Genomic DNA, 13,194 nt, shown 5'->3' with positions numbered 1-13,194 from the left:
CCGACTAGCCTTAAAAGCAGTTCACAGGAGAGCGTGATGACCGATCAAGAGCATGCAAAGCAGATCCGGCAGTTGATAGACAGTTGGAGTAAGGCGGTAGCCTGTAAAGATGTCGAAGCCATTATGCAGTTTTACAGCCCGCCGTTACGGGCTTTTGATGCGATAGGACCGTTGCAGTTTCAAAGCCGCGATGCCTACCAACAGCACTGGCAGCACTGCATGACGTTCTGCCCTGGTGAGTTTCGTTTTGAAGTGCACCAGTTGGAAGTGCAGGCCGATACCGAATTGGCTTTTTGTCACTTCTTAAATTATGGCGGCGGCACGGACCACCAAGGCCAATTGCATCTGTGCTGGCTACGCTGTACTCAGTGCTGGCAACTGCAACCTGATGGCTGGAAAATCATCCACGAACACTTCTCAGTACCGGTGGAGATGGGATCCGGTCAGGGGCAGTTTGATCTAAAACCGGATGATGAGCGATGAGCAGGTTTGTCCCAGTCATACTTGACACCCTTGCAGTGCTATTTACCTGGCCGCAGGAATGTTGATTGCAAGTGTGTTAATAATGATGCATCTCTGAGGTTCTATTACTGCGGCCAGGCGTTATTCAATAAAACTTTGTTAATAATGAACTTGTAGTCTAAGCTTACTTTCATTAGAAACAGGCATTAAGTTACTGGTTTGACGCTATGAATAGCCATATTATTTTTATAGTTGTGACTGCATCCAGATTGGCTGGGTGGCTGCTAGTACTTTTTCTGCTTACAGGCTGCAACAAAAGCTCTCATCCAGAGAGGGATGCGATCTTTATTGTATCTTCATCCGCCAGCGCGGGGGGCACAGTATTTCCTGAATACCGAACTGTGCTTGGTGGGCAAGTAACTGCTTTTAGTATCTTACCGGATGAGGGTTACCGTATTGCTACCGCTACTGGCTGTGGAGGCTCTTTAAGTGACCATATTTATACGACGGATGTCATCAGTACCCAGTGCTCTATTGCTGTAACATTCGAGCTCAATGATTTTACTGTTGGCGCAGTAGTGAGTGGTGGGGGCCGAATAGCCCCTGACAGTGCAATGGTTAGTTATGGTACTTCAACGACTTTTACTTTATCCCCGGATGAGGGCTATACCTTAGCCAGTGCCAATGGTTGCGACGGCACCCTTACTGGCAATGTTTTTACAACGGGCATTATAAGGGAGCATTGTCTGGTCTTGGTGGTATTCGACCTGAGTCATTATGAAATCCATGCTTCCGCAGAGGTTGGTGGGAGCATTCAGCCAGCCAGCGTATCAGTAAGCCATGGTGCATCGACAGTATTCGAAGTAAGCAACGAAGAAGGCTTTGAACTTGCGACTATCAGTGGCTGTAATGGAGTTTTGGATGGAGCAAGCTACATCACAAGCGCAATCGTAGAACATTGTGAAGTGACTGCAAGTTTTGTGGTGGCTGCACCGCAGTTGCTTGATGTGGTGGCAGGAGATAGCGAGTTAACGTTTAGTTGGCTCGGTATCAGTGGTGGGGAGAGCTATAACCTTTATGTCGACACTGAGCCCAATATTGACGTAACAAGTTTTCCGGCGACCGCTAGCGGCACATTGTTGGAAAATGTTAGCAATCCATTTACATTAACTGGTTTAACCAATAATACGGCTTATTATGCGGTAGTGACAGCTACAGTGGGGTCTATGGAAGGCTTGACCAGCAATGAGATAATTGCTGCGCCAGAAGCGCCTTTTGTGGCTATTGGTGGATTGAACGATACAGGTATCTATTGGTGTGCGGACGCGACAATGAACCAGCAAGATTGCCCTGTTGTGGGCATGGGGTATCAGGGGCAGGATGGTGACTCTGGTCGGGATGCTGCCGCTCGTGCTGGCGCGTTAACAAAGTTAGGCCATGGTGCCACGGGATTTGATTTCACAAAAATTGCAGCGAATGGTAATGCACTGGCTTTGCAAAATACACCTTGGGATGCGGATGGCAGTGAAGCTGAAGGAAGCCAATGGAGCTGCGTTCGCGATAATGTAACAGGGCTCATTTGGGAAGTAAAAACACAGGATGGTGGCCTGCATGACCAAAGCAATACTTACTCATGGTTTGAGCCTGATAGCACTAGCAATGGTGGCGAGGACGGGACTTTAAATGGAGGCAGTTGTCTAGGTAGTGACTGCGATACCCATGCCTATGTGATGGCTGTCAATAGTAATGGGCTCTGTGGTGCAAGCGATTGGCGCTTGCCGACAAGATTTGAATTGCTTGGGCTGCTGCATAATGGCAGAGTGAATCCATCAATTGATATTGATTTTTTCCCAAATACACCTACCGGTTCATATTGGTGGACGTCTTCAAGTTATGCTGGATACAGTTCCTATGCCTGGGGTATTGCATTTTACTATGGGTACCCTAACTTCCGGTACAAGCACTATGGGTATCATGTACGACTGGTTCGGCATGCCCTCTAAGTTCTTGCCATTGGCAGGCCCGGCACTGCTTTCAGGCCTACGGCATTTTGTTGCCTTGGGGGGGGGCTGCTCCATATTACTTTTTTGGGAGGAAAACAATGTTCCCAGTCTTGTCTAAATCCATGTTACTGCTTGCCGGGCTTTTAGCTTTGGTTGGGGTAGGACATTCAGCTATGGCCGCTGACGTCTGTGCGAATGAGAATACGGCAATCCCTTTTCGAACTCCAAGTACAGACTTTCAGGTACACGGGGACGGCACTATCTCTCAACACTCAACCAAATTGATGTGGATGCAGTGCAGTATAGGACAAAGTTGGGATGGTGCTGGATGTGTCGGTGTGATGAACAGTTACCACTGGCTTGATGCTTTACAAATGGCGGAAAGCTTTAGCTTTGCAGGTTACAGCGATTGGCGTTTACCCAATAAAAATGAGTTGGCTGCAATCATTGAAGAACGCTGCTGGTCTCCCAGTGTAAATACCGCTAACTTTCCGGATGCTTCGGATGGTACTTACTGGACATCATCACCGCATGTCAAATACAGCACCCAGTCATGGAGTGTCCATTTTTTCATTGGCTCAATTACTGGCACAGATAAGAGCTCTGAGCTTTACGTACGGTTAGTGCGGTTTGATGAATAATGTTTACGTACAACGATGAGCGGTTGGTAACCATTAAATGGGTTATGTGGGGAAGCGCCCAAAAGTTTAACTAAGCTGCTGTTGAACATGCAGTTTGAATTACAGCCATATTTGCCAGCTCCTTGCACCAGTGGGTGACACTTTTGCTGGTTTGAATACGTATTCATCTTGTTGTTGCACCATAATAGGGTTATCAAAGACAGATCAACAGCGGTTTTAGAGAATAACAATGCAACAGCAAAAACCTGATCTTAGTTTTTGGCAAATCTGGAACATGTGCCTGGGCTTTTTTGGCATTCAGTTTGGCTTTGCCCTGCAAAATGGCAATGTAAGCCGGATTTTCCAAACCCTGGGCGCCGAGATGGACCAGATTGCTATCCTCTGGGTAGCAGCGCCGTTAACCGGCTTGCTGGTGCAGCCCATCGTCGGTCACTTTAGCGACAAAACCTGGACCAAACTGGGCCGGCGCCGGCCTTTCTTCCTCTATGGCGCCATTGCCACCACCCTGGCACTAATTTTTATGCCGAACTCACCGCATTTGTGGGTAGCTGCCATGATGCTGTGGATTTTGGATGCGGCCATTAACGTCACCATGGAGCCGTTCCGGGCCTTTGTTGGCGATAACCTGAACAAGAAGCAGCGGCCGCAGGGCTTTGCCATGCAAAGCTTCTTTATTGGCGTGGGGGCCGTTGTTGCCTCGGCGCTGCCCTGGATGATGACCAACTGGTTTGGTGTGTCCAACATTGCGCCGGAAGGCATGATCCCGGACTCGGTGGTCTATTCCTTCTATGCCGGTGGTGTGGTGCTGTTCCTGGCGGTAGGTTGGACCATTTTGCGCAGCAAAGAGTACAGCCCGGATCAGCTGGCGGCCTTTGAAGCGGCCGAGCAGCAGGCCAACCCGGTGGAAGTCGAAGTCGTCAAAGTCCGCGACAACTACTGGGCCAGTGGCGCTGCGGCTGTGGTGATTGGCGTGCTGTTCTGGGGCTTTGTTTACCTGCAACAGCTGGATCAGAACCTGTATTTGCTGGGCGCTCTGATTGCCTCCTTTGGCGTGCTGCAATGGCTGACCAGCTGGTTTAAGCAGCAGAATAACCGCAACATGCTGGTGCAGATTATTGATGACCTTTATGCCATGCCGGGCACCATGAAGCAACTGGCGGTGGTGCAGTTTTTCTCCTGGTTCCCGCTCTTTGCCATGTGGATTTACACCACGGCCGCCGTCACCAGTCATCACTATGGCACTTCGGACACCACCTCGCTGGCGTACAATACCGGTGCTGATTGGGTCGGTGTCTTGTTTGCTGTGTACAATGGCTTTGCCGCTATTGCTGCCTTGATTATCCCCTGGCTGGCCCGCCGTATCACCACCCAGCGCACTCACAGCATTAATCTGACCTGTGGTGCCCTGGGGCTGTTTTCCTTCTTTTGGATCCAGGATCCAGCCTTATTGTGGTTGCCGATGATTGGCATTGGCATTGCCTGGGCTTCGATTTTGTCCTTGCCCTATGCCATGCTGTCGAACAGCCTGCCAGCCCATAAAATGGGCATTTACATGGGCATCTTCAACATCTTTATTGTGTTGCCGCAACTGTTGGCGGCAGCCATTTTGGGCAGCTTGCTGAAGTACTTCTTCGGCGGCGAGGCCATTTATGCGTTGGCACTGGGCGGGGTCAGTTACTTGATCGCCGCTGTCTATGTGCTCTTTGTTCGAACCAGCAAAACAGTCAAAGGATAAGTGATGCAACTGAATCCCTGGTTTTCTACCACCCTTAAGGCCGCTGGCCTGGCGACCGCTCTGGCTGCGGTCAGCGCTTGCCAGCCGGCACCCGAGTCGGGTTATCAAGCCCCAACTGCAGCGCCTTTCGAGCAGACCGAAGCCCCCTGGTGGGATGATGCGGTTTTTTATCAAATCTGGCCGCGTAGTTTTTACGATACCAGCGGTGATGGTCATGGCGATTTTAATGGCATGACCGCCAAACTGCCTTATTTATCTGAGCTAGGCATTGATGCCATCTGGCTGACGCCGATGTTTGAAGCGCCGTCTTACCATGGCTATGACTTTACCGAGTTTTATCAGGTGGAGTCAGATTACGGTACCATGGCGGATTTTGAACGCTTTTTGCAACAAGCTGAAGAGCGCGGTATCCGGGTGATTCTGGATCTGGTGATCAACCACATTTCCCGTGAACACCAGTGGTTTCAGCGCTCAGCCCAGCGCATTGAGCCGTACAGCGATTACTTTATCTGGCGGGAAAGCCTGCCAGAAACCGGCAAAGGCTGGGGTCATGCCTGGTCAGATAACGATATGCCTGAAGCGGTCTGGCATTTTGATGAGACCCGGGGCGAGTACTACTACGCCGCCTTTGGTGCCACCCAGCCGGATCTGAATCTGGAGCACCCGGATGTGATCGAAGAAATGAAACGGATGGCCAAATTCTGGCTGGATAAAGGGGTTGATGGCTTCCGGCTCGATGCGGTGCGCTTTGTGATAGAGCGTGGCCCTAGCGGTCAGGCCGACTTGCCCGAGACCATTGATTACTGGAAAGACTTCAATGCCTTTGTTAAAAGCGTCAATCCAGAAGCCTACTTAGTGGGCGAAGCCTGGGTTGATATCCCGGTGGCGGCCAAATACTGGGGGGAAGGCAAAGGGCTGGATCAGGGCTTTGATTTTGAGTTTGGTTACATTGTGCTGGATATGCTGCAGCAAGGCTTGGCCACAGAAGCCCAGTTTGGCACCATGAGCCAGCAGTCCGGTCAGGCTGAAGATGGTGCCTTGCATCCACTGGCACAGAATGTGCAGCGCCGGCTGGAGTCGGGCGCACCGCTGGCCTTCTTCACGCCGTTTTTAACCAATCACGATCAGGACCGAGTGGGCTTCCAACTGCAGGAAAGTCAAGCCAAAGCCAAGCAGGCAGCTGCCTTATTGTTTAGCTCGCCAGGGACTAAATACATCTACTACGGTGAAGAAATTGGCATGACCCAGCAGCAAAGTGGCCATGATGTGTACAAGCGGGCGCCGATGCTGTGGGACCAAAGCCATCAGGCAGGTTTTACCCAGGCTGAGCTTAGCTGGGTGCAGCAAAAAGAGCTCTTTACCCAGGCGTTTGATCCCTGGTGGCCGGATTTTCTGGCGCAGCAGCTGGCTGCAGGTGATCGTACGGTAGCAGCGCAACGTGCTCAGCCGGATTCCTTGTGGCAATTGCATCGTTTGCTGATCGCGATGCAAAAGCAGCGGCCGGAAATGCGTTTGGCGGGCTCTTACCAGGTGCAATCACCGCAGCAGGGCATTCTGACGGTGACACGTGAGCTGGGTGAGCAGCGCACGGTGTTTGTGCTGAATCTGGCCGGTGAAATGGCGGATATTGCCACCCTGCTGGCAGAGCATAGCAGTCTGTCAGTAAGTTGGGGCTTTGATTTGGATGGCAGCTTGTTGGCCAGCGATGGCCTGCTGATCTTGCAGTCAAGGTAGTAAAGCAGAGAGCAGGGCTGCATGAAAGGCGCAGCCCTGGTTTATTTAATTGCCCAGTAATTCATTCAGCTCTTTTTTGACATCATTCATCAGTTGTTGCTGAGCCTTTTTTGCATTATTGCATTTGGCAATATCGGTGTTTTCACCTTTTAGTTGAAGTTCGGCACACTCCATCATGACCTTGGCCAAAAGCTCCGGATCCTTGGCCAGTTTATCGGCAGAAGGAGCTCCGCCACAAGCCAGCAAAAGCAGGCTAGAACTGAGTAACACGCTGATTTTTTTCATTCCTTATCCTTTTAATGTGGTACCGCAGGAGGCGCGGATGATGGTTTTTGGCTCAATTTGATTGGTTTCAATCGGTTGATTGTTCACCAGGCGAAGCAGATTCTCTACCAGCATTTCACCAGCCAAAGTGGTGTCTTGCTGAATAGTGCTCAGTGGTGGTGTGGTGTATGAAGCAACCGGAATATCATCAAAACCCATCACCGCGATATCGTCTGGTACCCGAAGTCCGCGCTGTTGAATGCCTTGCATGACACCTATGGCGATCAAGTCACTGGCGCAGAAAATAGCATCGACAGCTTTGCCGCTATCCAACAGGTTCTGTACGGCCAACTGGCCCGCTTGTTCGGTTGAAATGGCATTGAACTGGGCAATAGCGTCGTGGCGGATACCGCCTTGTTGCAGCGCATCGCTAAAACCGAGGAAGCGTTGACTAAACTCCGGGCTACCAGCGGAGGCATTGCCTATAAAGGCAAATCGCTTGTGGCCCAAAGACAACAAATGTTCGCCAGCCAGACGGCCACCCTGACGGTTGTTGCTGCGAATGGTAAAATCCGGGTGACCTTCGACATCGGCCCCCCAGCAGACAAAATGGGTTTCCTGCGCCAGTAGCTTGTTCAGCTTTTCCTCGTAATCCTGGTAGTCGCCATAGCCGAGTAAAATGATGCCATCGGCTTTTTTCGTATCTTCGTAATCGGCATGCCAGTCATTGCTTAGCTGCTGAAAGGACACCAATAAATCCTGCCCACGCTTGGCGCAGGCGCGGGTAATGCTGCCAAGCATGGATAAGAAAAATGGATTGATCAGCGACTCATCGGTGGTGGGATCTTCAAACAGCAACAAGGCCAGGGTACTGCTGCGCTGCTTACGCAGGTTGCTGGCATTTTTATCCACCTTGTAGTTGAGCTGGCGGGCAATGGCCTGCACCTTATCTCTGGTCTCTTTATTGACCTGAGGGCTGTCGCGTAAGGCCCGGGATACGGTAGATTGCGATACACCAGCCAGGTAAGCAATATCGAAGGATGTGGCTTTTTCTTTCATGGATTACGCTCAACTGTGGCTCGTTATGCCAATGGTTTTGCAACGAGCCAGATAAAGAAAGATACCGGAGCGACAACGACTTAATTAAGGTCTTTGCAGACACCTGCTTCCTATCATAGTCGGAAGCAGGTTGGGATTCAAATGCTGAAGCAAAGGAGGGTAAGTTAACTGCTCTGGAATACCGGTTCCAGCAAGCGGAAGCTGCCGCTATCGGCATCCATCTCGGCCGAGGCACCCACAGGGACAATAAACTGGCGCGGTATATGGCCAATCATGGCACCGGTGTAGGCTGGTATATTCAGTGGCAGGATGTAATCGTCCAAAATATCGTCCAGTGTCAGGCTACCCCAGCCACCGCCAGGCTCACAACGGGCACAATCCCCAAAGATAAAGCCGCTGATTTGCGCCAGAGCACCACTTAAACGCAGAGTACTGAGCATCCGATCGATTTTGTAGGGGGGCTCATTGATGTCTTCTAAGAACAGAATTTTATTGGTAAAGTCTGGCAAGTAAGGGGTTCCTGCCAAAGAGGTTAAAACGGTCAGGTTGCCGCCAATGAGTTCACCCCTGGCCTTTCCACCGCGAATGGTACTGGTGCGGTTGCTACGCACTATAATATCATCTTCAGGCCTATGTTCGTTTTGAAAGTTAATCAACTCGCGCTGAAAAAACAGTTGTTCAAACTGCTGGACATTGAAGTCGTGCCAACGACTGCTGCCATTGGGACCATGGAAAGTGATCAGGCCGGTTTTAGCATGCAAGGCATTATGAATGGCGGTAATATCGGAGTAACCCAGTACGATTTTGGGATGCTTGCGTACCAGATCGTAATCAATCAACGGTAGAATGCGGGCTGCACCTGAGCCACCACGCAGGCAGATCACGGCTTTTACCTCAGGATCGGCAAACATGGCATTAAAGTCAGCGGCTCTGTCAGCATCCTGGCCAGCCAGGTGACCATGCCTGCTTTGGAAGTGCGGGCCGGTTTTTACCTTAAAGCCAAGAGCTTGCATGGACTCTACAGCAAATTGAGCGTCCATCCTGCTTGCAATGGCAGCCGATGGACTGACTACCCCTATGGTGTCACCACGCTTGAGCGGAAGTGGACGTAGTTTTCCACCAGGATTGATAGCGCTTTGGACCATGCCCACACTGCTCATCAGTGGCAGTAAAGTAGAGGCGATACCAAGTTTTATAAAGTTGCGTTTATTCATGCAAGCGACTCCCATCAGAGTAAACTGTGACCAGTCTAATACAATTATTTATTACTATCCAAGTTGAATTTCGGAATTTTTTATTCCTGCTAGCGGTCTCTCAACATCGGATAAATTGTGAAACAATGTTAACTCTATTCTGCCTATCTCGAGTCAGTGATAAACTGAGGGTATTCGGATTTATGGAGCAGCTGCGAATGAGAGTGTTGCAAGCGGCTACTTTACTGTTAGCTTCTACTTGGGCTTTTGCGGGCGACAAAGACACGCTGGACGATGGCTATGTAGAGCAATCAAGCTGGCGCTTGTCACTGGCTGTTGGTGCTGGCCAAAGCTCCAGTCCGCTGTATGATGCTGCCAATATGCCACTCTATCTGATGCCGGATATTAGCTATTATGGCAAAGTCGCCTTCTTTGACAACGGCATACTGGGAGCAGGGGTGGATCTCTCACCACACTGGAGTATCAGTTTGGTAAGCCGGTTAAATCCTGAAAAAGGCTATTTTTACCGCTGGCATGTCTCACGCATTCCCTCCATGGAGTACACCTTTGCCAATATGCCGACTGTCTCCCTGGATGCACGGACAGCAGAGCAACAGGTTTCTGTCAATGAAGTGGAGCGACGACCTACCGCCTGGGATGGTGGGGTTCAACTAAACGCCTGGTTTGATGATTGGACACTACGACTGAATGGCTGGACAGATATCAGTGGTCAGCACCATGGCCATGAGCTTAGTGCCGTGGCAGGCCGTCAGTTGGGTACAGCTTGGGGTCAATGGCGCTTCAGTGCTGGTTTATTCTGGAAAAGTGAAAACCTGATGCAGCGTTATTATGGTCTTGGTCCGGACGAGGCTACCTATCTGCCGCGTTATCAGGCTAAAGCCAGTCTGCAACCTGAGCTGGGATTGTATTGGTCCTTGCCGCTGACTGACGGATGGCGCATGATGGCCTTTTACCGTTATCGCTGGCTGGATACTGCTATGACCCGAAGTCCCCTGGTGGAGCAATCGTATCAGCACAGTTGGTTCTTAGGCTGGAGCTACCGATTTTTCTGATGATGGGATTATTATCTAAGACGGCATGGATGCTGCTGATGCCATTATCTGTGAATCCTGCCGAGCAGTGCACCTCTGGCTTGTGCTGGTCGGCCAGCCCTATGGTGTGTATTGCCAGTGCTCAGGGCGAACGTTGTGAAGCCGATTTGCATGTGGTGTGGTCCAGCCCGGTACCGGTTGATCTGTGCTTGTACCTGGCTGATGAAGCTCTGAGTTGTTGGCAACAACAACATCAGGGGCAGTGGGCTTCTCGTTTAATTTGGCCTGAACAGGCTATTTTGTCATTACGGGATGCTGAGCAGGTGTTCCTGGATGAAACCCTGAAAACAGTCAGTCGTCAACCAAAGCGACGCCGACGCCTGGTGGCACCTTGGAGTGTATTCTAATGAGTAAAGTATTGTTGGTAGAGGATGATCCGCGCTTGGCTGAGTTGGTGCAAAGCTACCTGATACAGCACGGGTTTTTGGTTGAGGTGCAAGGCAATGGACTGGAAGTTGCTGCACATTGCCAGCGTTTTCAGCCGGACCTGATTATTTTGGATTTGATGCTACCGGGACTGGATGGTTATGGTGTATGCCGCCAGATCCGGCCAGGGTTTCATGGACCTATTTTGATGTTAACCGCGCGCCAGAGTGATATTGATCAGGTGCTGGGTTTGGAGCTCGGGGCGGATGATTATGTGATTAAGCCAGTGGAGCCTCGCGTTTTACTGGCTCGCATTCATGCGTTGTTAAGACGGCGCCATTCAACCGAACCTGGTCAGACCCATGAGCTGAGCTTTGGTCAGTTGCAATTAAAACGTCGGGCCAGGGAAGCCTTCCTGGCGGGTGAGCGAGTCGATTTAACCAGTTATGAATTTGATTTGCTCTGGATGCTGGCAGTACATGCCGGCCAGACCGTCCGCCGGGAAGAAATTCATCAACAGGTCATAGGCCGGCCTTACGATGGCCTGGATCGCACTGTCGATGTTCGGGTGTCGCATTTACGTAAAAAGCTGGCGGATAATACCGAAACACCCTATCGAATAAAAACTGTGTGGGGTAAAGGCTATTTGTTTGTTGCGGACGCCTGGTCGGCCTGATGCAGCGTTTGTTTCTACAGTTTTATTTATTTCTGCTGGTACTGTTGATAGCTCTTGGCTGGAGCATTGAGCAGTTATGGCAGGTCTGGTCTAAAGATGAGCTACCGCCTTCCGTTGCCTTGTGGCAGCAGCAAATTAAGCTGGTACTGCAACAGCCAAGGCCAGATTTATCGGCTCAGTTGGCTTTGCCGGCACAAGTTTTGCCAATGGAAAGTGTGCCTTTTCCGGCAGCAGAAATGCATGCGCTGGCACAAGGTGAGATTATTCCACTTTTCGGCCACCAGAATGAGTTGTATCTGTTTGCTTTGGGGCAAGAGCAACTCTGGCAGTTTGGTCCAGTTCAGCTGGAGGCTTCGTCGCCACTTCGGCTTTGGTTGACTTTGCTGTTTTTCCTGCTGCTGGGGATAGCGGTTGCTTTATGGCTTTGGCCTCTGGCGCGTGATATTCGGCATTTGCAACGGGATCTTAGTGTGGTTGGCCGGGGTAAGCCATTACAGGTTAGCTTACCCGGTTACTCAATGCTGGCTCCCATCGCCGATAGTGTGCGTCAAATGCAGGCACAGATTCAGCGTTTATTGTCGCTGCAAAAAGAAATGACGCATGCGGTATCGCATGAACTCCGTACGCCGTTGGCCCGGTTGAGTTTTGCGCTGGAAATGGCCAGCCAGTTGAATGCTCAGGAAAAGCAATTAATGCAGCAGGATGTGCTGGTACTGCAGCGGCTGGTGGATGAAATGCTGGATTATGCCCGGTTGGAAGTGGCGATGCCTCAGCTCCAACCCGAGCAAGTGGATTTGTCAGAGCTGTTACACAGCCTGCAGGAACAACTGGCGGTGTTACCTGGTCCGGCTATTGAGTTGAAAGTGCCGCTCCCCTGCTGTTGTGCCGCGGATGGGCACTATCTGGAGCGGGCTATTGTCAATTTGCTGCAAAATGCCAAAGGATTTGCCCACAGCAGGATCCTGGCTACAGTGGAGCTGAAGTCAGGTCAGTTATGGTTGCATGTCGACGATGACGGCCCAGGCGTACCGGATGCCGTCAGGCATGAGATCACTAAGCCATTCCAGCGCTTGGACGAGCCAAGGCGTGCTGGCACCGGTGGTTTTGGCCTGGGACTGGCTATTGTCAGCCGGATTATGGAGTGGCACCAGGGGCGTCTGGTCATTGGCCAGAGCCCATTGGGAGGAGCTCGCTTTAGTCTGGTGTTACAAACCTAAGTCACGTAAAAAGTCTTCATCTACATCCGGGCTCACCTGATCGGCCACTTCGTAATTGCCCTGTTTGGCATTGGCCAGAATATCATCAGGGTGTTCTTGTTCGACTTTTTCAAATTCATGCAACTGAATAAACTCGGTTTTATCCATGGCCAGTTCTAGATAAAAAATATTGTGCTCAGGCGTACTAAAGGTGACCCGTCTGGCTTGGGGTTGATCCAACTGCGTATTAATAAGGATTTGCACTTGCTTGTTGATGGCCATCATTTTGGGCTGGCTTTGATTGATGGAGGTTTGAAGGTCGATCCGCACTTTGTTGGTAAAATCACCAACAATCTGGTTCATCAGCTCGCCCATCACATTGCCGACTTCATCCGAGGTATGAAATTGCGCCAGTTCGGACTCTGGCATGCCCATGCTCATCATGTACTTGCGGTAGATTTCCATCGCAGCCTGAGAGGTAAAGTTGATGACCACCAAGCCGGAAAAGCCACCATCAAACAGCACAAAACAACCGAGATCTGGTCGCAAGCAGGTCTTTTGAATTTTCTGGACCATGGGTGAGTAATTCACCTCGCGGTTACCAGCCGCAGCCAGTACTTCGCTGACCGACTGACACAGGGTCAGCAGAATATCTTCGGTAGCGACGATTTTATTTTTTTTCATGGGGCGTCCTGTTACAGCTATATTTTTGTCAGTATAAGACGAAATAGAGCGCTGCGCCTAGCTTGTCGT

13 protein-coding genes are annotated in these 13,194 nt (G+C 50.8%); 9 read left to right on the top strand and 4 right to left on the bottom strand.

Annotated elements, in window-relative coordinates; genetic code table 11:
* Nucleotides 1-36 precede the first annotated feature (36 nt).
* The 5 genes from QWF21_RS08360 to QWF21_RS08340 all read left to right on the top strand — a co-directional run bounded on the left by QWF21_RS08360 (nt 37) and on the right by QWF21_RS08340 (nt 6,575).
* The gene (locus QWF21_RS08360; protein ID WP_330087598.1) at nt 37-483 is read left to right on the top strand and encodes a YybH family protein; all 447 of its coding nucleotides are present in this window, start codon (nt 37-39) and stop codon (nt 481-483) included.
* Between the two features lie 206 nt (nt 484-689).
* Nucleotides 690-2,465, top strand: coding sequence for an Lcl C-terminal domain-containing protein (locus QWF21_RS08355; protein WP_330087597.1), 1,776 nt, complete (start codon nt 690-692; stop codon nt 2,463-2,465).
* Nucleotides 2,466-2,563: 98 nt separating this feature from the next.
* On the top strand, nt 2,564-3,106 hold the full coding sequence (locus QWF21_RS08350; RefSeq protein WP_330087596.1) for an Lcl C-terminal domain-containing protein: 543 nt from the start codon (nt 2,564-2,566) through the stop codon (nt 3,104-3,106).
* 229 nt (nt 3,107-3,335) lie between these two features.
* Nucleotides 3,336-4,841, top strand: coding sequence for an MFS transporter (locus tag QWF21_RS08345; protein ID WP_330087595.1), 1,506 nt, complete (start codon nt 3,336-3,338; stop codon nt 4,839-4,841).
* 3 nt (nt 4,842-4,844) lie between these two features.
* Nucleotides 4,845-6,575 (top strand): alpha-amylase family glycosyl hydrolase, encoded by a 1,731-nt coding sequence (locus tag QWF21_RS08340; protein WP_330087594.1) that lies wholly within the window; start codon nt 4,845-4,847, stop codon nt 6,573-6,575.
* A gap of 45 nt (nt 6,576-6,620) precedes the next feature.
* On the opposite strand, the gene QWF21_RS08335 is transcribed toward QWF21_RS08340, so the two are convergent.
* From QWF21_RS08335 to QWF21_RS08325, 3 genes are all read right to left on the bottom strand, one after another.
* Nucleotides 6,621-6,860, bottom strand: coding sequence for an EexN family lipoprotein (locus QWF21_RS08335; RefSeq protein ID WP_330087593.1), 240 nt, complete (start codon nt 6,858-6,860; stop codon nt 6,621-6,623).
* Between the two features lie 3 nt (nt 6,861-6,863).
* The gene (locus QWF21_RS08330; RefSeq protein ID WP_330087592.1) at nt 6,864-7,898 is read right to left on the bottom strand and encodes a LacI family DNA-binding transcriptional regulator; all 1,035 of its coding nucleotides are present in this window, start codon (nt 7,896-7,898) and stop codon (nt 6,864-6,866) included.
* 164 nt (nt 7,899-8,062) lie between these two features.
* A complete protein-coding gene (locus QWF21_RS08325; RefSeq protein ID WP_330087591.1) occupies nt 8,063-9,112 on the bottom strand; it encodes a S66 peptidase family protein in 1,050 nt (349 codons plus the stop codon).
* A gap of 197 nt (nt 9,113-9,309) precedes the next feature.
* Here QWF21_RS08325 and QWF21_RS08320 point away from each other — a divergent pair, with 197 nt between their 5' ends.
* Genes QWF21_RS08320 through QWF21_RS08305 form a run of 4 tightly spaced genes read left to right on the top strand, consistent with a single transcriptional unit; the run spans nt 9,310 to nt 12,462 of the window.
* Nucleotides 9,310-10,164, top strand: a complete 855-nt coding sequence (locus tag QWF21_RS08320) for a MipA/OmpV family protein (RefSeq protein WP_330087590.1) — start codon at nt 9,310-9,312, stop codon at nt 10,162-10,164.
* Between the two features lie 38 nt (nt 10,165-10,202).
* Nucleotides 10,203-10,550 (top strand): DUF3019 domain-containing protein, encoded by a 348-nt coding sequence (locus QWF21_RS08315; RefSeq protein ID WP_330087589.1) that lies wholly within the window; start codon nt 10,203-10,205, stop codon nt 10,548-10,550.
* Entirely contained in the window at nt 10,550-11,245 is a 696-nt protein-coding gene (locus QWF21_RS08310; protein ID WP_330087588.1) for a response regulator, read from the top strand. The genes QWF21_RS08315 and QWF21_RS08310 overlap by 1 nt, the downstream gene beginning before the upstream one ends.
* Nucleotides 11,245-12,462 (top strand): ATP-binding protein, encoded by a 1,218-nt coding sequence (locus QWF21_RS08305; protein ID WP_330087587.1) that lies wholly within the window; start codon nt 11,245-11,247, stop codon nt 12,460-12,462. The genes QWF21_RS08310 and QWF21_RS08305 overlap by 1 nt, the downstream gene beginning before the upstream one ends.
* On the opposite strand, the gene QWF21_RS08300 is transcribed toward QWF21_RS08305, so the two are convergent.
* On the bottom strand, nt 12,451-13,125 hold the full coding sequence (locus QWF21_RS08300) for a DUF3334 family protein (RefSeq protein WP_330087586.1): 675 nt from the start codon (nt 13,123-13,125) through the stop codon (nt 12,451-12,453). The two genes, QWF21_RS08305 and QWF21_RS08300, sit on opposite strands and share 12 nt — an antisense overlap.
* Nucleotides 13,126-13,194: the final 69 nt, after the last annotated feature.

Origin of the sequence: Alkalimonas mucilaginosa, assembly GCF_036327005.1 — a bacterium.
Classification (GTDB): Bacteria; Pseudomonadota; Gammaproteobacteria; order Enterobacterales; family Alteromonadaceae; genus Alkalimonas; species Alkalimonas mucilaginosa.
Note: the sequence above shows the minus strand (reverse complement) of the source record. Positions and strands in the feature narration are given on the sequence as shown.